Raw genomic sequence first — 22,273 nt, forward strand, 5'->3', positions numbered from 1 at the left:
GTTTCGCAGTCCGCCGCCAGTGCGTCTGCTTCAGTATTTGCCCTGTCGCGGACGAGTGCGAAGCCGACGCGCGTACATTTGTCGAGGTTTGTTTGAAAACGCATAGTCTCAATTCTCGTACGCATGGCTCAACGCCGGATTGCCCGTGTTTCGATAAGCAGCAGCAGGCGCGTGAGGATGGTTGTCAAAATGATGTAGATCAGGGCTAGCAGGATAAGCGGCTCATAGATCAGGTAGGTGTCCTGTCGCACCTTGCCGATGACTGCGAAGACGTCGATCACGGTTACGGTTGCGACCAACGGCGTGGCTTTCAGCTGAAGAATCGTTTCGCCGATTAGTGTCGGCAAAGCGCGCTGAACCGCGCGCGGCAGCCATATTCTCAAGAACACCTGTCGCCGGCTCATTCCGAAGGCGCGCGCCGCTTCCAGTTCTCCTTTCGGTACGCCGGCGAAAGCGCCGCGCATGATTTCGCCCACATAGCCCGCGAAGGAAAATACCAAGGCGATCAGACCATAGGGCCATGCCTCTCGGAGAAACGGCCAGGCGAAAGACGATCGGATTTCAGGATACTGTGCAAAAATTGCACCGAGACCATAATAGAGCATCCAAAGCTGCAGCAAGAGCGGAGTTCCGCGGATCACGGTGCAGAAGGCTTTTGAGGGCCAGGCCAACATCCGGGGGCCTACAGCCTGGAAGACGCCAAGCGGCAGAGCCAGCAGGAAGCCTATGATACTGCTGGAAACGAGCAAGATCAGCGTAACGGCGATTCCGTGCAACAGTCGGCCCCAGTAGTCTGCGACCCAGTCCCATCGCCCGTAGTAACCGACGAGGCCGAGCAACAGGATCAACGTGGCGCCTTTTAGGAACCTCTGCAAATTTACCTGCGAAGAAGGCCAGGTAGATGGAGTTCGCCGGACAGCAAGGTTCTGGACGTTAGGCACGGATCACCACCAATCCTCTGCTTGCACGGTGCTCAACGAGCTTGATGACAAAATTGGAGATAAGCGTGAGGGCCAGGTACATGGCCGCAGCGGCCGAGAAAAAGAGCAAATAGTCCTTTGTCGTGCCCGCAGCCTGCCGTGTGGCAAGCGTGAGTTCGCCAAACCCGACCACAGCGAGCAGCGCTGTATCCTTTATGGCGATTAGCCAGAGGTTCGATAGGCCCGGTATGGCGAAGGGCAGCATGGCCGGCAATGTGATGCGCCAAAGAATCTGGACAGGGGACATGCCGTAAGCCTTGGCAGCTTCGATCTGGCCGTGGGGAACGGAGAGTATCGCCGCCCTCAGGACCTCGATAGAATAGGCCCCCTGCACGACACCGATCACCACTATGCCAGCGGCAAGTCCGCTGACATCAACCGGCGGCATATTTAATACCGCAAGCAGCTGATTGATCGCGTCGGTGCCGGCGTAATAGAGGAAGAGGATGAGAATCAGTTCCGGTACAGCCCGAACGACAGTGGTATAGGTATCAAGGAGGCCCCCGACAAAAGCATTTCCGCTGAGTTTGCCCGCGGAACCGGCCACGCCGATGACGAGGCCGATGGCATAGCCGCCCGAAGCAAGCATCAGCGAGTTTGCGAAGCCGCCAAGAAGAGTTGCGCCCCACCCCGGCGGAGTGAGCGACAAAAGGCTAATATCAAACACCTTGTTTAGACCTTTCCGTTTTCATCCTTGCTTGCAGGCCAGGTTCTCGCCTGGCCGTTTTGTCCGCAGAGATTGTTAATCGCCGTAGATGTCGAAGTCGAAATAGGTCTTGGTGATCGTTTCATAGGTTCCGTCGGCGCGGATCGCTACGATTGCGGCATTTATCTTTTCCTTCAGGGCCGTGTCTCCCTTTCGGAGGCCGACACCGATACCGTGGCCTAGAATGGCTTCATCCTTGGCGACATCACCCTTCAGCTCGCAGCACGCGCCGGCCGGAGCTTTCAGAAAGCTGTTGAGCGCAAAGGCATCTGCTTGGATGGCGTCGATGCGTCCGGCAGCAAGATCCTGCTGCGCCTCGTCGAGTGTCTGGTATTCCTTGATGTCTGCGACAGCGTCGCCGAAGTGCTTCTGCGCGTAACGCTGATGGACCGAAGAGACTTGCAGCCCAAGGACCTTGCCTTTCAGGCCTTCGGGCGTCGCATCAAGCTTTATATCCTTGAGGCCGACGATCGCGGGTCTTAAGCTATAATACTTGTCGGAAAAGTCGATCGTCTTCAGGCGCTCGTCGCTGATCGTCATCGACGAAATGATCACGTCGATCTTCTTGCTGGTCAGCGCCGGAATGAGGCCGTCCCAAGCTACAGGCGTGATAACGCAATCAAGATTTGCCTTTGCACAGATTGCATTCATGAAGTCGACTTCCCAGCCGCCCCACTCTCCTGAAGCGTTAGGCGAGGTGAAGGGTGGGTAGGGTTCTGCGGCCCAGCTGACCTTCACGGTTTCGGCGAATACGGCACTCATCGACATGAGGCCTGCAACACAAGTACCGACAACAATTTTCACGAAATTTTTCATTGGTTCCCCTTTCGTTTTTCTAAGGCTAGTGGATGGCGCTGATGAACTTCTGCAATGGCTCGCATTGAGGCGAGCCGAAGATTTCCGCCGGTGTTCCCTGCTCGGCTATCAAACCGTTGTGCAGGAAGACGACATGGCTTGAGACCTCCCTTGCAAACTTCATTTCGTGCGTGACCAGGATCATCGTGCGTCTCTCGCGTGCGAGATCGCGGATGACGGAAAGTACCTCGCCGACCAGTTCCGGATCTAGCGCTGACGTCGGTTCATCGAAGAGCATGACGAGAGGCTGTATTGCGAGGGCGCGGGCGATTGCGGCCCGCTGCTGCTGGCCGCCGGAAAGGAAGATCGGGTAGGTGTCGCGTTTTTCATGAAGGCCGACACGACGCAGAAGGTCTTCGGCGGTAACCACGGCCTCGTCGCGCGAAACACCCAGAACGCGGATCGGAACCTCAATGAGGTTCTGCAGGACGGTCATGTGCTGCCACAGATTGAAATTCTGGAACACCATCCCCAGCTGCGACCGGATCCGCTGCAATTGCCGGCGGTTCGCGGGAACCAGAGAGCCGCTTTTTTCCCGGCGCAATGCGATCTGCTCGCCATGGATTGTGATTGATCCGTCGCTTGGCGTTTCGAGGAAATTGATACAGCGCAGGAGCGTAGATTTGCCCGAGCCGCTACCTCCAATTATCGAAACCACGTCGCCTTGGTTGGCGGTCAGCGAGACACCTTTAAGGACTTCAAGCGGTCCGAAGTGCTTGTATAAATTGGATATCTCAAGTGCATGCGGTTCCATTCCTACCTCCTTGATCGCTCCGGCCATGCTCTGTCTCTTGCAGGCTTGCTTCGGCCGTTCGCGCCAGCAATTCCGCTCCGATACCGAGGATGTCGTCGTTGAGTTCGTGTTGGGACTGAAGAAGCCCCGGGGCTCTCCGCCCCGTTGCCCAGTCATGCAAAGGCGACTGTCCGAAAACTCGCGGCCAGGATTATCGGGTTGATTTTTCTTGTGCAAACGAATTAATTGAGCGCCTCATGTGAAAAAAATTCACCCCAGCAAGTTGGCATCATGCGCAAACTTCCACCGTTAAAAGCACTCAGGGCAATGGAGGCCGTAGCGCGCCACAAGCGTTTCACCAGGGCTGCGGAGGAGCTGCGCCTGACCCACAGCGCAATCAGCAAACAGATCCGGCAGTTGGAGGAATTCTATGGCAGTGAGCTGTTTGAGCGTCTGCCAAACGGCGTTCGCTTGACAGAAAGTGGGCGCCGGGTGCTGGCCAGCGTTACGGCTGCTCTTGATATTCTGGGGGAATCTTCGCAGGCGATCAGTTCTTCTTCCATTGAAGGCCCGATAAATCTGTCTCTACCGCCGGCACTCACGGCCGGATGGCTGGTCCCCCAACTCAATGCGTTCTGTAATCTCTATCCAAATGTTACCTTCAACGTGCAAACTTCCCATGACGCGGAGGATGTCTACAGTGACGGTCACGACATCGTCGTGCGCTTTGGTGATCCGATTTGGAAAGACCGGCACGTGACGTTGCTGAAGGAGGTGCTTCTGTTTCCCGTGTGCAGCCCAGAGCTTGCGGAAGGGGATGCACCTTTGCAGAACTTCATCGATCTCAGGCAACACACTCTGTTGCACGAAGACGGTGGGTCACTGTGGGCGAAATGGCTTGTCGCTCACAATGTAAGCGAGATCGAGACCTTCCGTTCCCATCGATTTCCCGATGTACTGCAGCTGCTGCATGCGGCGAAGGCAGGCTTGGGTGTGGCCCTCGGCGACAACATCACATCGAGACAGGATTTGCGATCACGCGCGCTGGTCCGGCCATTTCCTCAGGTGGTTCGTTCGCCTTTCTCATATTATATCGTGACTAAGAATGAAGCATCGATGCCGGAACGATGTGCGCTGTTCCTGCAGTGGCTACGTTCGCTTTGAGGGCAATCATCCAGCGCGCAGCTTAGGCTCTTGTCTATGGTCTGTTTTCATGCCGTCGCAAAGGTTGCGATGTTCCACTGCGACATCAAGACGATGGTGGCGGGTGGCATTTGCTGAATGGTTAGAGCGGGGTTGGGCAAAGAGGCTTCTAAGCTGAGAAGATTGCCGTGAACCGTTGCAGGCCTCGTTGAGGTCGGAGGCCCTCCTTTACCCGCGCGCGTTTCGTAGCGGAAGGTGTGACTTCTCCGCTGGAGTCACTGGGCTCGCTCAGAGCCTCGCACTTGTGCTACGTGGGGTCGCAAGCAGAAGGTTCGTTTCGCTGCCGGAAATCCCTGGAATGTGACGAATTCGCCGCAGCACGGAGTCTAGCTCGCTCAGTGTTCCTGCTCCGAGCTCGACGATCAAGTCCCAGCGCCCGTTCGTCGTATGGATTTCCGATATTTCCGGGAAATTCGCAAGCATGTCCACGACGCGTTCCGCGGCCCGCCCTTCAATCTCTATCATCATGATACCGCGGACTGGAAGCTCGACTGCATCCGCTCGCAAGATAACTGTGTAGCCAAGGATATTGCCGTCATTCTGGAGCTTGTCCATACGGCTCCGGATCGTCGCCCGCGACACTCCCAGCGCCATGGCCAAATCAGTCACACTTTTACGGCCGTTGTGCCGGAGCAAGGTAATCAGCTTGAGGTCAATGTTATCCATCTGTCATTTCGGCACATTAAACTGTCGTTTTGATAAGCCATTCTGATTTATTTGGCAATTTAGATTCTTCAAACCGCCGCTCCGGCGTGCTTCTTATTGGGTAAGGAGAAATCAACATGCATTGCAAACTTATTGGCGTCCCCCTTCAGGACGGCGCATCTCGCCTGGGCTGTGAAATGGGGCCGAGCGCCCTTCGTACGGCGGGCATCTCCGAGACCCTAGAATCTCTGCAACACTCGGTGATCGACCTGGGGAATGTGTACCCAGGACCGCTTCGAGATCTCCGCCACCCAAATTCCGCCGTCAGGTTTTTACCCCAAATTGCGGGCTGGACCGAAGTCTTGGCCGAGACTGCATATCGCGAGAGCGCCGACGGTTTCCCGATCTTCCTTGGTGGCGATCATGCGTTGTCTGCAGGAACGGTAGCGGGTATCTCGCGCCGAAGCGCAGAAATCGGACGCCCCCTCTACGTGCTTTGGCTTGATGCGCACACCGATTTTCACACGCTGGAGACCACTGAAAGCGGAAATCTTCACGGTACGCCGGTCGCTTACTTCACAGGACGATCAGGTTTTGAAAACTACTATCCAGCGCTACACGCTCCGGTTCCTACAGACCGCCTCTGCATGATCGGTATCCGCAGCGTCGATCCCCTGGAGCATGCGGCAATCCAGAAAACCGATGCAACTGTCAACGACATGCGAATGATCGACGAGCATGGCGTTGCTGCTCTCCTTCGCACTTTCTTGCAGAGAGTGGAAACGAATAACGGGATGCTTCACGTCAGCCTCGACGTCGACTTTCTCGACCCCTCTATCGCTCCAGCGGTCGGGACGACCGTGCCCGGTGGCGCGACATTCCGCGAAGCTCACCTCATCATGGAGATGTTGCATGACAGCGGCCTGGTGACGAGCCTCGACTTGGTTGAACTCAATCCATTTCTCGATGAGCGGGGGCGCACGGCCACCCTCTTGGTCGATCTAACCGCAAGTCTCATGGGGCGTAAGGTCATGGACCGCCCGACAAGGAGCTACTGATGGCTGCCCAATTAAACCTCAATGTCGTCCCCTTCGTCAGTGTCGACAACATGATGAAGCTCGTCCACGCGATCGGCGTGGAAACATTTTTGAAGGAACTCAGCGCTTTTGTGGAAGAAGATTTCCTGCGCTGGGAGAGCTTCGATAAAACCCCGCGGGTCGCAGCTCACTCTCATGATGGCGTGATCGAACTGATGCCTACGAGCGACGGTAGACTCTACGGCTTCAAATACGTGAATGGACATCCGAAGAACACGAAGTCCGGACGTCAAACAGTGACCGCGTTTGGCGTGCTTTCGGACGTTGACAACGGCTACCCGCTTCTCTTGACAGAAATGACGATCCTGACTGCCTTGCGTACCGCAGCCACTTCGGCCGTCGCAGCCAAGCACCTTGCGCGCAAGAATTCGCGGACAATGGCTATCATTGGAAACGGAGCGCAAAGCGAATTCCAGGCCCTAGCCTTCAAGGCACTGCTTGGTGTTAACCGACTGCGGCTCTACGACATCGATCGTTCCGCTAGCGATCGCTGCAGCCGCAATCTCCGCGGCTATGGCTTTGAAATCACAGTTTGTTCAGCGTCGCAAGAGGCGGTCGAAGGCGCCGATATCGTCACGACCGTAACTGCTGACAAGCAGAATGCTGTGATCCTTTCTGACAACATGGTCGGCGCCGGCGTTCATATTAATGCCGTGGGCGGCGACTGCCCCGGGAAGACCGAGCTGCAAAAGGACATCCTCACGCGCTCGGAAGTCTTTGTCGAATATCCGCCGCAGACCCGCATCGAAGGAGAAATCCAGCAGATGCCGGCTGACTTCCCGGTCAAAGAGCTTTGGGAAGTTATTGCCGGAAAGGCGGTTGGACGAGCAGGCGCTGAACAGATAACGCTTTTCGACAGTGTCGGGTTTGCAACTGAAGACTTCTCGGCGTTGCGGTACGTACGCGATAAGCTTCAGGAACACCCGCTGTTCGAAAATCTCGACCTGCTCGCAGATCCAGACGAACCGCGCGACCTATTTGGTATGTTGCTCCGCGCGGCTGCATGAACTAGGTCCCGGGCGTGACGAAGTCGCGGTCGCGGCGCGGCACGCTCAGGGGTTGAAGCATCTGCCGGCAGCGAGGTCCACCCCTACGAAGTCCGGATCGCTGCTCTCCGGGCGGCACCTGTCATTGGGAGAGCGTGGGGTCGCGCTTTGCCGGTATTGGTTGGTGCACGGCGCACCGTCCGTCGGCTTGGTCGATTCACCGCGCGACGCTGAGCCGGAATGCCCCACCAGGCCAGGCCCTTCGCCTCGGCATCGGGCGAAGGAATCGATTTCATCGATGATGGTGATTGACGGTTGTGCCGTTCGTAGCCTGCAGACCCAGCGACGGCACGGCCAAACCGAGCAACAATGTCGCATCGAATTCTGTATCGTCAATGATCATGTTGGGCTTGCAAATGGATGTCCGTCAAAACAACCTCGATGCTAGCAGAAGGGAGTCTGTTGATAACCTCGAATTCGTATGTTCCGTTGGCAGACAACACTGATCTGGTGATGGGTCTGTCGGAGCTCTGCTGGAAGGCCTCTCTTGAAATTGCCGCATTCAATGACCAAGTCCACGCCATGTGCATGGAAACGTTTGTCAGAATTTCGAGGCTACGCGATCAAGCGCGCTCCCTAACCCGGAGCTGGAAGCTTTGATCCTGTAACGCCGCCACAGATCTCGCCGCTCCGGGGAACCACGCTATCGAACAGTGCGGTTCATTTCGCGTCGCATATGCGGCGCACCGATGGAGTGTATCCATGCCTTTGTTTCGATCCGGGCCGATCTGCGTCACCTGTGACCGGCGCCTTCCGTGCGGCGAGCCGTTGCCCCTGGTGCAAGACGCCAGTTGTCTCCGTCTCCCGTATTTCCAGCATCGTTCGCGGTTGTCCTGTGTGCATCGACCGGTTTTCTCCCTGTTCGGCGAGGGAGCGGCACAATGATGCCAACGACGAAAATTGACGATCATGCCTCTGACGCCGGCAGGACGGATGAATTGCAGCAAGTCGGCGTTCTTCCCTGGCGCATCCGGCGTGATGGCGAGCCTAAGGTGATGCTCATCACGTCGCGCAGGCGGGGCCGATGGATCGTTCCCAAAGGGTGGCCGATGAAGGGTCGTTCGCTCCTTGTAGCGGCATCGCGGGAAGCCTTCGAGGAGGCCGGCATCTTTGGTGAGATTGATCCTGCGCCGGTGACTGAGTATCGGTACTTGAAGGCACTGGGTAACGGTTCGGAAGTTCCCTGCCGCGTCACGGTGTTTGGCATGAACGTGCGCGGAACGTTAAGCCATTGGCGGGAGAAGGCGCAAAGGCAGCGGCGCTGGTTTTCCCTCGGCGCGGCGGCGGACAAGCTCGACGACGCGGAGCTCGCCGCGTTCGTGAAGACCCTCGATGCTGCACCGGAGCGTCTTAGACCTTCCGACGGTTTGGGCGGACTGGAACGCCCGTCCAGCGAACCGCAAAATGGTGGGAGGTGAGGTAGAGGTGATGTTTTCGACAATCCTAGTTGCCTGCTCTCGTGGGCGGATCCTTCCCCTCCCTTATCGCCGGGTCAGCGCCAAACGCTGACAGCCTGGCGCGACTGACCGCGACGGCAAGAGTGGCGCCAGGATGTTGCCCCAATTCAACATTGAAACTTGCGGGTAACGGCGGACGCATCCTTCGCGTCGGCGCGTTGTCGATTTCCAGAAATGAGCCAGCAATGGGCTTTAAGTACAGTCACACTTTTCCGATCAACCGCCGAACAGACTGCCCCGTTTCAAGCATTGGGCGGCCGAGAACCTACCAAGGGCTCGCCGTATCCCTACCGCCTCAGGTGCCGGTAAAAAGCACCGCCTTGACGGTGTGCCTGAAATCCGTCGACGTTGATCGAGAAACTGGAAGCCGCAAGCTTCTAAGCGCCTGAGACAGCGGCGAACGACCGGCCGTTTTTACCGCCCGATAAACATTTGGTTACACAAGGATGGTTTATTGGTAGCGGCCGTACCGTTCGCCGCCATGTGCTTGTGAGCACCCCCATATACAGATTTTCCCTCGATACCTTCGATTTTCGGATCAGACATCATGGTAAAGGCTCTCCTTTCTAATCAACGGTATGCAGTGTTCTTCTGTGTCGGAGCGGCCGCATTCGCCTCCCTTGGCGGCGCCCTTTTGTACAACGGCTGGCTGTTCATTGTTGCCGCGATCTGCGGCGCATTGTTCATTCTCGGCCTTCACGATCTGCGCCAGCACAAGCACGCGATTTTGCGCAACTATCCGGTGGTCGGGCATCTGCGCTTTCTGCTGGAGAGCATCCGGCCGGAAATCCGCCAGTACATTATCGAAAGCGATAACGACGCGGTTCCGTTCAACCGGCAGGATCGCGACCTCGTCTACCAGCGTGCCAAGGGCCAGGAGGACAAGCGGCCTTTCGGTACCATCGAGAATGTTTACGGTTCCGGATATGCGTGGCTCACCCATTCCGCGACGCCGGTTGCCATTGCCGATACGGATTTCCGCGTGCATGTCGGCGGCCCGGCCTGCAAGCAGCCCTACGATGCAAGCCTCTACAATATCTCGGCCATGAGCTTCGGCTCGCTGTCGGCAAACGCCATACTTGCCCTCAATACTGGAGCGCGGAAGGGCGGTTTCGCCCATGATACCGGTGAAGGCAGCATCAGCCGCTACCACCGGCAGGGCGGCGGAGATCTAATTTATCAGGTCGCGTCCGGCTATTTCGGCTGCCGGGACGACGATGGCCGGTTCTCTCCGGAGAAGTTTGCCCGGCTTTCCGCGGACCCCCAGATCAAGATGATCGAGATCAGCTGAGCCAAGGGGCGAAGCCGGGCCACGGCGGCATGTTGCCGGCATCGAAGATTTCGCCCGAAATCGCCGAAGCGCGCGGCATTCCGATGGGGATCGATTGCACGTCGCCTGCGGCACACAGCACGTTTTCGACGCCGATCGGCCTGATGCGGTTCGTCGGTCACCTCCGGGAGCTCTCGGGGGGCAAACCGGTAGGCTTCAAATTGTGCATTGGCCACCGGCGTGAATTCATGAGCATGGTCAAGGCCATGCTTCAGACCGGCATCGTTCCCGATTTTATCGTGGTTGACGGCGCGGAAGGTGGGACGGGTGCTGCCCCGGTCGAATTCGCCAACCGTGTCGGGATGCCAATGCTCGAGGGCCTCACCTTCGTCCACAACACATTGCGCGGAGCCGGTATTCGCAAACAGGTCAGGATCGGTGCCGCGGGAAAGATCGTGTCTGCCTTCGATATTGCCCGCACTCTGGCACTCGGAGCGGACTGGTGCAACGCCGCGCGTGGTTTCATGTTTGCCATCGGCTGCATTCAGGCGCAGTCCTGTCACACGAATCGATGCCCGGTGGGGATCGCCACTCAGGATCCTATGCGCCAGCGTGCGATCGATGTCGGTGACAAGAGCGATCGCGTCGCCCGCTTCCATCGCAACACCATGCGGGCGCTGGGCGAGATCGCGGGTGCTGCCGGTCTCAACGACCCGAGCAATTTCATGCCCTACCACTTCATGTTCCGGCAGAAGGACAACGAGTTCCTCGACGGCAATGAAGCTTATCCCTATCTGCCCGAAGGCTTCCTCGTGTCGGGCAAAGAAATCTCTGAACTGGCCGACTGGTACGATCGCTGGGACCGCGCCAGCGCCGACAGCTTCGCACCGCCGGAAATCCCGCATGGGCCGTTTCGAAAACGAAACGCCGCGTGAGGTTTCACCAAAAGATGTCCACGGTTGGGGCAAAACAAGCTGGTGTTGCTGCCCGGGCCTGCGTCGGGGGTTAATGGGTCCTTATGGCACGGGGGCACCGGAAATCGGTGCGTAATCGGTGGCATTTGCCCTGCCGCTTGACGCAATACTCCGAAGAGTATTGCGTCAAGCGGCTACCGGCACGAATATTGGGGCAACTCAACGTGGGTGAGAAGCTAGCCTGCGTAGATTGCCAAACGACTGGGCGCAAAGCATGCGATGGCGGCTGTAGCAGGGCGCGTCGGGACAATCGTGCAGGGTGTGTAGAGGGATGGAACTGAGTTCTGCACCACAGCCCTGCTGATCGCCAGTCGGCCTGACCATGCACAATTGAACTATCGTGACGGCTGCGCTTCAAGGGAAGGGGTGTCACCCTGACCGGTTCAGGCCGCGTAGCCATGACTGCACGACCGGCATATCGCGACCGTTCGCGCCGCCCATGCCAACGCGCTCGATCGCTTGCTGTGCGACGGTGCGGACGCCATGGGCCTTCCACCCGGATCGTATGCCGGCATAGGAAGGCCACGACTTAGGTCGAGCAGTCAATGCCTTATGCGGCTCAGCACCTGACCCACGCACCAACGGGTGGTGCCCGAGCTGCCAGCGGCAAGCTAGACGATGAAGCGGATGGCGCGCTGGATTTCGAAGAAGTCCTTGGCCTCGAAGCGCAACGTGCGTGCGGCGACATGCTCGACATCCGGATACCAGCTTCCGCGATAGGCCTCGATCGGGGTCGTGTATTCGACGACCAGTTCGAAACGGTCGGCGAGTTTCGGCAGGCAGCCCTTGAGATCACCCGACAGCGCTTTCTCCACGCCCTCGCGAATGGCAGCAACCGAAGCTTTCGGCGTCAGCGACTTCGTCGCTGGGCCGAAACCTTCGCTGGTGGCAACGGTGCCGATGCCGGAAACGATCGCCTTGGCCTCGGCGCACATGCCGGCGTCGCCCGAAAGAAACGCCGACGGCACACCGTAGCGGGCGGCGCAAAGCGCGTTCAGCGTGAATTCCGACGCCACTTCGCCGTTGATCAAAAGCCGCGACACCGTGCCGGTCAGCGTATGGGCGAGCGGGTTTGTGTCGGTGCCGGCCTTGTTGTGATAGCCGGTGTAGAGGGCTGCCGTAAAACTCTTGTCGATGCCGAACATCATCTCATCGGGGTGACCGCTCCAACCCCTGACGATGCTGACATAGGCCGGCAGCTTCGACAGGATGAGATTGCGCGCGGTCGAATGCGCGTCCTTGACCACGACCTCCTTGGCGCCGGCCGCCTTGGCACCTTCGCAGGCCGCCACCAGCTCGTCGGTCATGTATTCGCGGAACTCCTCGCATTCCGGGTGCCCCTTCTTGGCCTCGTCCCAGGCGGTGATCCCCGCCGTGCCCTCGATATCTGCGCTGATGAAAACCTTCATTATTGTTCCCTCGTGTTTCAAAGAATCTCGGACATCGACTGCGGCAACCAATCGATTTGGGCGGGCGATGTCGCAGAACAGGGCTCAGGCTTTCGAGAGTTCCCGATAAGCGAGAGCACCGGCTGCGAGATCTGAAAGACCGGTGCCCACAGCTTTGAAGACGGTGATCTCATCATCCGATCGTCTGCCGGGAACGGCCCCGGAACAAAGATCAGATAGTGTGCCTAAGATGTCCTTCTCTTGCAGAATGCCCCTTTCGATCGGACTGATAAGGTCACCGCTCTCTTTAAGGGCATCGGGCGAGTCAATGTAAACAGACCCCGTTGCGAAGCACGCGTCGTCCGCCTCGCGCATCTGAGGTGTGAAACTTCCGATCAAGTCGAGGTGGGTCCCCGGACGCATCCATTCCAACTTGATCAAAGGTTCAGTTGAGAGTGTGGCGCAGCTGATCATGTCCGAGTTGCTAACCGCCTCTTCCAGATCATCGGCCACAGACGCTGTCATACCGTCCGCAGCTAAGGCCTGGACCAATCGAACGCTGTTCGCGCGATTGACGTCCCAAACTTTAACATCGCTTATATGGCGGACTTCCCGATATGCGAACGGTGCCATGGAGCCTATTCGACCGGCGCCGACGATCAGCAGCCTCTCGGCGTCGTCTCGCGCCAGGTACGACGCGGCGAGAGCGGCGACACCCACTGTACGCCGCCCGGTGATTTGGTTGCCGTCAATTATGGCCAGATGCTCACCCGTCTCTCCATCACAGAGCAGGTATGTCGAATGGACGCCTGGTATCTGGCGTTGGGTGTTTCCCGGAAAAACGGTAACGATCTTGACACCGATCACGCCACCATTGGGCTGCCAAGCGGGCATCAGCAGGAGTGTAGCCTCCGTGCCGTCAGATTGCGGCATTTCATGATGGTGGCGGAGCGGTACTTTGGCGCCCACGGCGAATGCGTCGCGGATAGCAGGGATTAGCTTCCTGAACTCAAGCGCTCGCGCAGTCTCCTCTGCTCCAAAAATTGGTATTGTGCGGGGGGCACTCTTTCTAGTCGTGTCCATTCATCTCTACTCCTCAAATGCAACTAACGTTTCTGCGCACCAAGACAGGGGCAGAAAACGCGCAAAACACGCCGCCGAAAGCCACGTGTAGCGTTCACTCTATTGGTCAGCGGCCGACCCTGGCAGGGCTTCTTGAACCGGAAGACGGCGAGCAGGTTTGGCGTCAGTGATAACGTCTATTCTTGTGGAGGGCCGTCACCAACGTACCCAGTGAAGTCGCCGTGTAGGCGGGTTACCGTGTTAAGCCTCTCTTCCACCAGCGGACCAAGCTCATTGAAAACGGAGTTCAGCAGGAGGTTGCCGAGGTTCGCAAAATGGGCCGTTGAATCCCAGAACATATTGAAGTCCGTGGGCACGATGAACATTTCGTCCGCGAGGTCGTGGCCCCAGTCGCAGTAAGCATCTGTTATGAGCGTCAGGGGGATGCTGCGTGATTTAGCGTGCTTGGCTAACAACTTTGAAAGCCGTGAGTACCGACGGGCTTCGAATGTAACCAGCGTCGAACTGGTTTTGTCGTTCAGCAATACATCGGCGAAATTTCCGCCCGCGATATCGACAACATAAACATTCGGACGAAGATATAGGAGTTGATTTGCGAAGTATTGCGCCAACCCGCGTTCCGTCTGGAACCCTGCCACGAAAACATACTGTGCATGAACAAGCCTGTTAACCGCGCGAGCCCACTGTTCAGTTCGCGACAGCTCGTAGATCCGTACAAGGCTCGCTATTTCCAACTCCAGGCCACGACCTAGCAGATCCTCTCCGTTCTTACTTCGATTGTGGAATTCCTTCAGTCGGTCCCCGAGCAGCCACGGCCCCCCACCAATGTCATGCTGCAGATCCGCCTTCAAAGCCCTGAAGCTTTGATATCCAAGAGCGCGGCAAAAACGCCCGACCGTTGGTTCACTTACCCCAACCTGTTTTGAAATCGACGCGGATGTGTCGAATGGAAGCCCAGAAATATTGGCCAACATATAGGTGGCGATAAGACGCTCCGCCTTCGACCCGTTAACGAGGCGATCGTTGAGGCGCTGCTCTACCGTATTCGCTGACATCTGAAGCCTGAAATGTTTTTACAATGGGACGCCATAAGAAAGGAATATTTCACGCTGTTTCCACTGTCTGGCTATAGTGAGGCGGCAAAAGCCTGTCAAACTGAAAGTTTTCTATCACCATAGTAATTGACTTTAGAAATAGTGCAAATAGGGTGCGACGAAAGGGGCCGTGACGCGCCCTGAAAAAGGGGATCAAAATGAAGAGAAATATTCTTGTCCTGTCCATGCTAGCAGCCCTGTCCACGGCGGCGCTGGTTCCGTCGTCGCTCTATGCCGGCGAAAACGCAACTTTACGGATGATCGTTCCGGAACCGCGCTTCATGGATCCCAATCTTGTTGACGACGGGGCAATTACTATCCAGACGCAATTGTTCGAGCCGCTCGCTAAAATCGACAACGATGGAAAGCTCGTCTATTTGCAGGCCTCGTCGATCGAAACGTCTCAGGATGGACTGACGTGGACCATAAAATTAAAGCCAGAAAACAAATGGTCTGATGGAGAACCGGTAACTGCACAGGACTGGGAGTATTCCCTAAAGCGCATCCTTGATCCGAATACTGCGAGTGGGAACGCGCAATTTCTGACGGAAATCAAAGGTGCTGCAGACTACAATTCCGGCAAAACAACAGATGCATCTACTGTCCATATCAAGGCCGTCGACCAGTATACTCTCGTTATAGACACTGAGCGGGTGGCGCCCGCGTTCCTTGCGAAACTCGCGCTTCCTTATGTAACCCCGGTTCCACGAGCCGTCGTCACTAAATGGGGCGAACAGTGGACGCTTCCGGCGCATATTGTCTCTAATGGCCCCTACAAGCTGGCGGCTCGCGTGAATGATCAGTCGATCGAACTGGAAGCCAACCCCTATTATGCGGGCAAGAAGCCAGTTATCGGCAGCATCAAGATGTCGGTTGCCTCAGGCGATCACTGCGAGGCGCAGCTCCGAGCGTTTGAAGCCGACGAGATTGACTTTGCAACCTGCATTCCCGTGCAAGACATACCGCGGATACGTGGGGATGCTACTTTGAGCAAGCAGCTGATTACGCATCCAGAGTCCGGCACATGGTGGGTTCAATACGATACGTCTCATGCTCCTTGGGACAATAGAGATGTAAGACAGGCCCTCGGACTTGCCATCGATCGAGACGCGCTTTCATCTGTCATCAGCGACGGAACGGCAGAGGCGGCATCGACGATTGTCCCACCCGGGATCGCTGGTGCCAGCGATGGTGACGCCATTAAAGGAGATGTCGATACCGCACGTGAGCTTCTGGCCGGGGCCGGTTATCCATCCGGCGCAGGTTTTCCGCCCTTCACGATCACTGTTCGCGACGGCGACTCGCAGCCCTTCGTCGCACAGCTGTTGCAACAAATGTGGTCTGAAAATCTAGGGATAAACGCCTCCATTAATATCATGGAATCGAAAGCGTTTGCCGCCTGGGTAAACGCCCGCAAGAGCGAGCCCTATGATGTCCTGACTAGCACTTGGGTATCCGACTACGCCGATCCGGAAAACTGGTATGGTGATCTGGTCACTGACGATTATCGCAACACCCACTTCCAGAACCCGGAGTTTGGGCCGCTGATCGAGCAAGCAAAGACGACGACGGACAATGCAAAAAGAGTGGAGGCATATCGGAAGGCAAACAAGATCCTCGAAGATCAACAGCCGATGAGCGCGCTTTACCGTCGCACGACCCTCTGGCTCGTCAAACCCTATGTAACCAACCTCGTTCCCGACACAACTCTCATTCTCTACCCCATCCGCGATGCCGTAATTGCGAAATAAGTGGGGCGAGACATGTTCGCGTTTGTATTGAAACGAATACTGGTCAGTATTCCGACCCTTTTGGTCGTATACACGGTGACCTTCGTCATAGCTCATTTTACCCCGGGGTCACCATGGGATTCAGCGAGCGCCAATCGTCCTATGGAGCCGGCTGCGAAGGCGGCTCTTGACGCGAAATACAATCTGGATGCGCCGCTGCATGTACAATATGTCGACTATCTTTGGGGCGCTGTTCAGGGTGATCTAGGCCCCACCTTCCGTGATCCGACACAATCCGTCACCGAGATCGTGAAGCGATTTTTGCCGACGTCGCTCGGACTTGGATCTATGGCGATGGCCGTATCTATAATCATTGGGCTCCCGCTTGGCATCATTGCAGCCCTTACTCGCTCAAGAGCACTTGAAACCGGCATACTCTTCTTCTGTACGTTTGGCGTGTCCGTCCCCACCTACATCATAACGGCTGTGTTGATCGTCACGCTCGGGGTCGGCCTCGGTCTGGTTCCAACTTTTGGTTGGCAAGGGCTGTTTTCCATATCCGCAATAGTACCGGTTATTTCGCTAGCGCTCGCCCCCATGGCTGCGATCGCCCGCTATAGTCGAAATAGTGTGCTTGAGGTCATGCACAAGGATTTCATCCGATCCGCCCTGGCCAAGGGGGTACAACGGCGGCGAATCATCACGGTCCATATCCTGAGAAATGCCCTAGTTCCTGTTGTGACGGTCGCCGGTTCCTATGCCTCATCCGTGCTGGTTGGCTCTTTCTTTGTCGAGTCGATCGCCGGCGTGCCTGGGTTTGGAAGGTATTTTGTGCTGGCAGTTTCCGCGAGAGACTATCCAGTGATCATTGCCACAACATTGGTCTACGCCGTGATTGTCATCGCGTGCAATCTCATTGTTGACGTGGCCCATTTCATCATAGATCCGCGAACCCGTGAGGATATGCGATGACGATATCGCTGTCGGCGCCGAGGAAGATTTTTGGCGCGCTTCCTGCTTTCTTTAGGATTAGACCCGGGTTGGCCGTCGCTGTGACTTTCCTTGCCCTTATAGCCGTTCTTGCGGCATCGGCCTCCCTATTGCCGCATGATGCCTATCGGCAGGACCTGCTTCACAGAAATTCGCCGCCCAGTCTGAAACATCTGTTTGGCACGGACGAACTGGGCCGAGACATGCTGGCGCGCCTTGCGGTCGGTGCACGTGTGTCTCTTCTTGTCGCCGCGACATCCACCATTGCGGCGGTTCTGATCGGGATCGCGGTGGGTGCTACTGCGGGATACAAACGGGGTTGGGTCGACAGTCTCGCCATGCGCTTCGTCGACAGCATGTATGCCTTTCCAGACACGTTGTTCGCAATATTGATTGCCGGGATTGTGAAAGGGCAGTTAAGCAACAATTCGACCGTTTTTCTCGCGCCCATTGTCACATTATACAAGTTGTCGGGGGGATTGTTCGGGGTTTTCCTAACGTTGAGTTTCACGTCTTGGCTCGTTTGCGCAAGACTCGTGCGTGCGGAAGTCACCGTGTTGAGGTCGGCGGAATATGTTTCCGCTGCCCGGCTGGCTGGCGCGTCCGATATGTTCGTGATGTTCCGTCACATCTTGCCGAACTGTCTGCCCGTGATCATTGTCGCGGCGTCGTTCGTTGTTCCAAGCGCCATTCTACTTGAGGCTGGTCTTAGCTTTCTCGGAATAGGCGTTGACCCGCCGACCCCAAGCTGGGGGACGATGATTGCATCAGGCGTGCGATCGATGCAGTCCTATCCTCATTTGCTCATAATGCCAGCCTTTGCGGTCGGGATCACCCTGCTTTCTATCAACGTAATTGGGGATGCCTTGCGGGAGCATTTTGATCCCTCCTTTACTGGCCGCCATGGAGCTGCGTCGTGACAGGTCTTTCAAGAAAGTCATCATCTGCTCAACCCAAAGACAATCTCTCGCCCGGCGACGTGGATACGGTGCTGGAAGCGCGAGACCTCCACGTCCTCTTCAGCAATGGTGTGCGAGCGGTGGACGGCGTTAGCCTCCAATTGCATCGCGGCGAAACCCTTGGGGTCGTTGGTGAAAGCGGCTGTGGAAAATCCACCCTGGGAAGAACATTATGCATGCTGCAAGTTCCGAGCAGCGGGAAAGTTCTTCTGAACGGCTCGACCATCAGTGACATGAAGGGCCGCAATCTGCGAGCTGCCAGAAAAAACCTTCAGATGGTTTTCCAGGATCCGTATAGCAGCCTCGACCCTAGGCAACGAGCGGGGCAGATAATCTCCGAACCGTTGCTTCTCGCTGGAGCCGCTAAAGCACAGCGTCAGGCGCGAACCTACGAACTTCTCGATCTCGTCTCGATCGGACCTTCGGGGTATTCTCGATTTCCCAGGGAGTTCAGTGGTGGGCAGCGACAGCGAATAGGCATCGCGCGATCGCTGGCAGCCAATCCGAAGGTCATAATTTGTGACGAACCTGTGAGTGCACTCGACGTGTCCGTCCAGGCGCAAATCGTTAACTTGCTAGTCTCGTTGCAAAAGAAGCTAAACCTAACCTACGTGTTCATATCCCACGACTTGGCCGTCGTCCGCCAAATGGCGTCCCGGGTGGCAGTCATGTATCTCGGGCGCATTGTTGAAATAGCATCTGCCGACTCGTTTTTTTCAGGGCCACGCCACCCTTACTCGGCAGCTCTATTATCCGCTGTGCCGTCGATGTCGATATCGGCCACTAGGCGTAAACCGATCCCCCTGGCGGGCGATCCTCCTTCCCCAATTAATTTGCCGTCGGGTTGTCGATTTCATACGCGGTGTTGGCTCAAGGAAAAGCTCCACTCACCGGAGATCTGTTCGACGGTCGATCCGATGTTGGCGGGCGAAGGTAACCACCAAGCGGCTTGCCATTTCCAACACTCCGTTAATGCGAAGACGGGAGACTAGAATGCTCGATCAAGCGGCACATCCTACCGACCGTGGCGTCGTGCTTTCGGTACAAGACTTGTCTGTCGATATCGACAGCAAACACGGTCTTCTTCACGCGGTGAACGGCGTTTCTTTCCAAGTTCGCGAACGCGATCGGGTCGGCATTGTAGGGGAGTCCGGATGCGGAAAGTCAACATTAGCGCTTTCCATCATGAGGCTGCTCAGCCCGGGGGCAAAACCGGTTAGTGGCAGCATTCAGTTCTTGGGTGAAGATCTGTTGACCTTATCGGAAACCCAAATGCGTGAACTGCGAGGCAACGAGATCGGCATGGTCTTTCAAGACCCGGCTGCAAGTTTGAATCCAATGATGGCCGCAGGCCGCCAAGTCGCCGAAACGATCGAGGCACACAAAATTGTACCAAGGGGAACCGCGACCCGTGCAGCCGTCGATATGATGCGGTCCGTCCGAATTCCCGAGCCCACCATTCGTGCAGAACAATACCCACATCAGTTCTCCGGTGGCATGCGTCAGCGGATCGTTATCGCCATGGGGACCGTGAATAGGCCCAAGCTCATCATAGCAGATGAGCCGACGACTGCTCTTGATGTGACTGTCCAAGCGCAAATAATCGAGCTCCTTGAAGAGATGAACCAAGAAACCGGTTCGTCAATCGTATTCATCTCCCATAACATCGCACTGGTATCGGAGTTCTGCTCGCGTGTGATTGTGATGTATGCCGGAAGTATCGTTGAGGAGGGGCCGGTATCGGAGGTTTTTTCTGCGCCTTCTCATCCTTATACCTCGGCGCTTATCAAGTCCGTTCCACCGCTCGACGTGCGCCTAGAAAGTGGTCTGGTCTCAATTGAGGGACGGCCGCCGGATTTGGCGGACAAACAGATCGGATGTCCATTTTGTCCGCGATGCAGTTCCAAAATCGAAAAGTGCATTGATCAGCGTCCGCCTCTTACGGCGACGGGGTTACGGAAAGTGGCATGCTGGGTAGCCGATAAAGAGGAAGTTTTATTGGAGGCATGACCCCTCATAGGTCACTGCAGTCCCGCAAAGTTCGATGATTCCAATGATGAGCTCCATAACGGCCATGCTCATTAATTAGCCCACAGTGAAGGAAGAAAAGTGTCCAGAATTCGACCGGGTGATCAGGCCTTCGACTATGATTCCCTTTTTGGAACAGAAACTGAAATGCCCTATTCCGGCGCAAGGAGTTTCATGAGGCGACGCCAGACACGGCAGCTTGATGGCGTCGATTACGCCATCTTGGGTGTACCCTATGACCTTTCAACATCTGGAAGGCCGGGTGCACGACTGGGCCCGGATGCGTTGCGCAATGCCAGTTCGCAATTGGCTTGGGGCGAGGTCTGGCCTTGGGATTTCGACCCTTTTGATCGCCTCGCCGTTATCGATTATGGCGATGTTTTTTATCAACGGGGCCAGCCCGCTGAGATGCTCAAGAATGTCGAGCAACAAGCTAAATTAATCCTGGAAGCCGGAACACGATTGATCACGCTTGGAGGGGATCATTCAGTGACTTATCCTCTGCTGAAAGCGCATGCATCCGTTCACGGACCTGTGGCGCTTATCCAGTTCGATGCGCATCGAGACACCGCCAGGTCAGAGTATTTGGATCATGGCTCATTTGTACGATATGCCATGGATGAGAACATCATCAGCCCCCAGAACTCTATCCAGATCGGCATCCGTACTCATTACGCGATGGACGATGAGATCAACGTTATTTTCTGCCCGCGCGCGCGTGATCTCGGACCTCGAGGTTTGGTGGAAGAAATCAAGAAAACCGTGGGTGAAATGCCGTGCTACCTTACGTTCGACGTCGACAGCGTCGATCCGGCTTATGCGCCTGGCACGGGCACCCCCGTTGTCGATGGACTGTCGCCAAGAGATGTCATCGAGACGATCCGGGGCCTCTCGGACCTCAACATCGTTGGCATGGATGTTGTGGAGGTCTGCCCCCCGTTTGATCATTCCGAGATCACCGCTTTGTTGGGGGCGTCGATTATACTTGAACACCTCTGTGCGCAGGCAGCGCGGCGTGGCCCCTAGGTTCTGGTTTTAAGCCCGCCCTATCAGGGTCTCGCGATAACGTATGTGGTCGAACCGGAGAACCGTGTGACCGATATTTGTGAAGTACTGATCATCGGAGGGGGCACCGCCGGGCAGGGCAGGGTGGTTTTGGAATTCAAACCTCGCCTGCAATTGGGGAAATTGCAGCGGCACTTATCTGCGATTCCACGTGCATCCAGCCCCGCCTGTCAAAGATCGGGTTCGACGCCATGGATCCGAACCGATGCTGATAAGGCATTTCCAACTTGGGAACGAAAGACATGAAAATACTTGTGACGGTCAAGCGGGTGGTTGACTACAACGTCAAGATCCGGGTGAAGGCGGACGGCTCGGGTGTCGAGCTGACCAATGTGAAGATGTCGATGAACCCGTTCGACGAGATCTCGGTGGAAGAGGCGCTGCGGCTGAAGGAAGCCGGCAAGGCCGACGAGGTCGTGGTCGTCTCGGTCGGTCCGGCCAAGGCCGAGGAAACGCTGCGGACGGCGCTGGCCATGGGCGCCGACCGGGCGATCCTGGTCGAGACCGACGACGAGGTCGAACCGCTCACTGTTGCCAAGCTCGTCAAGGGTGTGGCCGAGGCGGAACAGCCGGGGCTGATCATCGTCGGCAAGCAGGCGATCGATGATGACTCGAACCAGACCGGCCAGATGCTGTCGGCGCTCTTGGGCTGGGCCCAGGGCACCTTTGCCTCCAAGGTCGAGATCGGTGACGGCAAGGCACCAGAGGGCATAGCAAGGGTGACGCGCGAGGTCGACGGCGGCCTGCAGACGATTGACATCAAGCTGCCGGCGGTGGTGACCACCGACCTGCGCCTGAACGAGCCGCGTTATGCCTCGCTTCCCAACATCATGAAGGCGAAGAAAAAGCCGCTCGACAAAAAGACCCCTGCCGACTTCGGCGTCGACACCACGGCGCGGCTGAAGGTGCTGAAGACCGAGGAGCCGGAAGGCCGCAAGGCCGGCATCAAGGTCAAGTCGGTGGCCGAGCT

19 protein-coding genes and 1 pseudogene are annotated in these 22,273 nt (G+C 56.7%); 12 read left to right on the top strand and 8 right to left on the bottom strand.

Annotated features, from left to right (window positions below):
* Positions 1 to 128: 128 nt before the first annotated feature.
* From ASD00_RS24095 to ASD00_RS24110, 4 genes are all read right to left on the bottom strand, one after another.
* Complete coding sequence (locus ASD00_RS24095; RefSeq protein ID WP_348272074.1) at positions 129 to 848, bottom strand: ABC transporter permease subunit; 720 nt, start codon at positions 846 to 848, stop codon at positions 129 to 131.
* Between the two features lie 85 nt (positions 849 to 933).
* Positions 934 to 1,647 (bottom strand): ABC transporter permease subunit, encoded by a 714-nt coding sequence (locus ASD00_RS24100; RefSeq protein WP_057209503.1) that lies wholly within the window; start codon positions 1,645 to 1,647, stop codon positions 934 to 936.
* Between the two features lie 75 nt (positions 1,648 to 1,722).
* Entirely contained in the window at positions 1,723 to 2,454 is a 732-nt protein-coding gene (locus tag ASD00_RS24105; protein ID WP_244496120.1) for a transporter substrate-binding domain-containing protein, read from the bottom strand.
* A gap of 73 nt (positions 2,455 to 2,527) precedes the next feature.
* On the bottom strand, positions 2,528 to 3,295 hold the full coding sequence (locus ASD00_RS24110; protein WP_082523707.1) for an ATP-binding cassette domain-containing protein: 768 nt from the start codon (positions 3,293 to 3,295) through the stop codon (positions 2,528 to 2,530).
* Positions 3,296 to 3,565: 270 nt separating this feature from the next.
* Between ASD00_RS24110 and ASD00_RS24115 the strand changes: the two genes are divergently transcribed.
* Entirely contained in the window at positions 3,566 to 4,438 is an 873-nt protein-coding gene (locus ASD00_RS24115) for a LysR substrate-binding domain-containing protein (RefSeq protein WP_057209510.1), read from the top strand.
* 267 nt (positions 4,439 to 4,705) lie between these two features.
* On the opposite strand, the gene ASD00_RS24120 is transcribed toward ASD00_RS24115, so the two are convergent.
* A complete protein-coding gene (locus ASD00_RS24120) occupies positions 4,706 to 5,143 on the bottom strand; it encodes an Lrp/AsnC family transcriptional regulator (RefSeq protein ID WP_057209514.1) in 438 nt (145 codons plus the stop codon).
* 116 nt (positions 5,144 to 5,259) lie between these two features.
* On the opposite strand from ASD00_RS24120, the gene rocF reads away from it, so the two are divergent.
* The 4 genes and pseudogenes from rocF (at position 5,260) to ASD00_RS24145 (ending at position 10,927) form a co-directional block, all read left to right on the top strand.
* Positions 5,260 to 6,180 carry an arginase gene (gene rocF / locus ASD00_RS24125; RefSeq protein ID WP_057209517.1) on the top strand — a complete coding sequence of 307 codons (921 nt, stop codon included), beginning with the start codon at positions 5,260 to 5,262 and terminating at the stop codon, positions 6,178 to 6,180.
* Complete coding sequence (locus ASD00_RS24130) at positions 6,180 to 7,226, top strand: ornithine cyclodeaminase (RefSeq protein WP_057209520.1); 1,047 nt, start codon at positions 6,180 to 6,182, stop codon at positions 7,224 to 7,226. The genes rocF and ASD00_RS24130 overlap by 1 nt, the downstream gene beginning before the upstream one ends.
* Before the next feature lie 920 nt (positions 7,227 to 8,146).
* The gene (locus tag ASD00_RS24140; protein ID WP_082523708.1) at positions 8,147 to 8,683 is read left to right on the top strand and encodes an NUDIX hydrolase; all 537 of its coding nucleotides are present in this window, start codon (positions 8,147 to 8,149) and stop codon (positions 8,681 to 8,683) included.
* A 586-nt stretch (positions 8,684 to 9,269) separates the two neighbouring features.
* Positions 9,270 to 10,927: pseudogene (locus ASD00_RS24145) on the top strand (FMN-binding glutamate synthase family protein).
* Positions 10,928 to 11,577: 650 nt separating this feature from the next.
* Here ASD00_RS24145 and ASD00_RS24150 read toward each other — a convergent pair.
* The 3 genes from ASD00_RS24150 to ASD00_RS24160 form a co-directional block, all read right to left on the bottom strand.
* On the bottom strand, positions 11,578 to 12,375 hold the full coding sequence (locus ASD00_RS24150) for a M55 family metallopeptidase (RefSeq protein ID WP_057209525.1): 798 nt from the start codon (positions 12,373 to 12,375) through the stop codon (positions 11,578 to 11,580).
* Between the two features lie 84 nt (positions 12,376 to 12,459).
* On the bottom strand, positions 12,460 to 13,437 hold the full coding sequence (locus ASD00_RS24155; protein WP_057209528.1) for an ornithine cyclodeaminase family protein: 978 nt from the start codon (positions 13,435 to 13,437) through the stop codon (positions 12,460 to 12,462).
* Positions 13,438 to 13,613: 176 nt separating this feature from the next.
* Complete coding sequence (locus ASD00_RS24160) at positions 13,614 to 14,492, bottom strand: MurR/RpiR family transcriptional regulator (protein ID WP_057209529.1); 879 nt, start codon at positions 14,490 to 14,492, stop codon at positions 13,614 to 13,616.
* A 197-nt stretch (positions 14,493 to 14,689) separates the two neighbouring features.
* Here ASD00_RS24160 and ASD00_RS24165 point away from each other — a divergent pair, with 197 nt between their 5' ends.
* The 7 genes from ASD00_RS24165 to ASD00_RS24195 form a co-directional block, all read left to right on the top strand.
* Positions 14,690 to 16,282 carry a peptide ABC transporter substrate-binding protein gene (locus ASD00_RS24165; protein ID WP_057209532.1) on the top strand — a complete coding sequence of 531 codons (1,593 nt, stop codon included), beginning with the start codon at positions 14,690 to 14,692 and terminating at the stop codon, positions 16,280 to 16,282.
* A gap of 12 nt (positions 16,283 to 16,294) precedes the next feature.
* Positions 16,295 to 17,233 (top strand): ABC transporter permease, encoded by a 939-nt coding sequence (locus tag ASD00_RS24170; protein ID WP_057209560.1) that lies wholly within the window; start codon positions 16,295 to 16,297, stop codon positions 17,231 to 17,233.
* Complete coding sequence (locus tag ASD00_RS24175; RefSeq protein WP_057209534.1) at positions 17,230 to 18,171, top strand: ABC transporter permease; 942 nt, start codon at positions 17,230 to 17,232, stop codon at positions 18,169 to 18,171. Before ASD00_RS24170 ends, ASD00_RS24175 begins: the two co-directional genes overlap by 4 nt.
* On the top strand, positions 18,168 to 19,202 hold the full coding sequence (locus ASD00_RS24180) for an oligopeptide/dipeptide ABC transporter ATP-binding protein (protein ID WP_244496115.1): 1,035 nt from the start codon (positions 18,168 to 18,170) through the stop codon (positions 19,200 to 19,202). The genes ASD00_RS24175 and ASD00_RS24180 overlap by 4 nt, the downstream gene beginning before the upstream one ends.
* Position 19,203: 1 nt before the next feature.
* Positions 19,204 to 20,220 (top strand): ABC transporter ATP-binding protein, encoded by a 1,017-nt coding sequence (locus tag ASD00_RS24185; protein ID WP_057209540.1) that lies wholly within the window; start codon positions 19,204 to 19,206, stop codon positions 20,218 to 20,220.
* Positions 20,221 to 20,319: 99 nt separating this feature from the next.
* Entirely contained in the window at positions 20,320 to 21,264 is a 945-nt protein-coding gene (gene speB / locus ASD00_RS24190; RefSeq protein WP_063963338.1) for an agmatinase, read from the top strand.
* A gap of 281 nt (positions 21,265 to 21,545) precedes the next feature.
* Positions 21,546 to 22,273: electron transfer flavoprotein subunit beta/FixA family protein (locus ASD00_RS24195; RefSeq protein ID WP_057209563.1), on the top strand; the 728-nt coding region annotated here is incomplete at its 3' end.

The sequence above is a fragment of the Ensifer sp. Root31 genome, from assembly GCF_001424825.1.
GTDB lineage: Bacteria > Pseudomonadota > Alphaproteobacteria > Rhizobiales > Rhizobiaceae > Ensifer > Ensifer canadensis.

What these genes read in the sequence shown, in the direction of transcription:
- ASD00_RS24105 (WP_244496120.1), bottom strand. Translation starts at nt 2,454, where the DNA reads ATGTCGATGAGTGCCGTATTCGCCGAAACCGTGAAGGTCAGCTGGGCC.
- ASD00_RS24110 (WP_082523707.1), bottom strand. Translation starts at nt 3,295, where the DNA reads ATGGAACCGCATGCACTTGAGATATCCAATTTATACAAGCACTTCGGA.
- ASD00_RS24115 (WP_057209510.1), top strand. Translation starts at nt 3,566, where the DNA reads ATGCGCAAACTTCCACCGTTAAAAGCACTCAGGGCAATGGAGGCCGTA.
- ASD00_RS24120 (WP_057209514.1), bottom strand. Translation starts at nt 5,143, where the DNA reads ATGGATAACATTGACCTCAAGCTGATTACCTTGCTCCGGCACAACGGC.
- rocF (WP_057209517.1), top strand. Translation starts at nt 5,260, where the DNA reads ATGCATTGCAAACTTATTGGCGTCCCCCTTCAGGACGGCGCATCTCGC.
- ASD00_RS24130 (WP_057209520.1), top strand. Translation starts at nt 6,180, where the DNA reads ATGGCTGCCCAATTAAACCTCAATGTCGTCCCCTTCGTCAGTGTCGAC.
- ASD00_RS24140 (WP_082523708.1), top strand. Translation starts at nt 8,147, where the DNA reads ATGATGCCAACGACGAAAATTGACGATCATGCCTCTGACGCCGGCAGG.
- ASD00_RS24150 (WP_057209525.1), bottom strand. Translation starts at nt 12,375, where the DNA reads ATGAAGGTTTTCATCAGCGCAGATATCGAGGGCACGGCGGGGATCACC.
- ASD00_RS24155 (WP_057209528.1), bottom strand. Translation starts at nt 13,437, where the DNA reads ATGGACACGACTAGAAAGAGTGCCCCCCGCACAATACCAATTTTTGGA.
- ASD00_RS24160 (WP_057209529.1), bottom strand. Translation starts at nt 14,492, where the DNA reads ATGTCAGCGAATACGGTAGAGCAGCGCCTCAACGATCGCCTCGTTAAC.
- ASD00_RS24165 (WP_057209532.1), top strand. Translation starts at nt 14,690, where the DNA reads ATGAAGAGAAATATTCTTGTCCTGTCCATGCTAGCAGCCCTGTCCACG.
- ASD00_RS24170 (WP_057209560.1), top strand. Translation starts at nt 16,295, where the DNA reads ATGTTCGCGTTTGTATTGAAACGAATACTGGTCAGTATTCCGACCCTT.
- ASD00_RS24175 (WP_057209534.1), top strand. Translation starts at nt 17,230, where the DNA reads ATGACGATATCGCTGTCGGCGCCGAGGAAGATTTTTGGCGCGCTTCCT.
- ASD00_RS24185 (WP_057209540.1), top strand. Translation starts at nt 19,204, where the DNA reads ATGCTCGATCAAGCGGCACATCCTACCGACCGTGGCGTCGTGCTTTCG.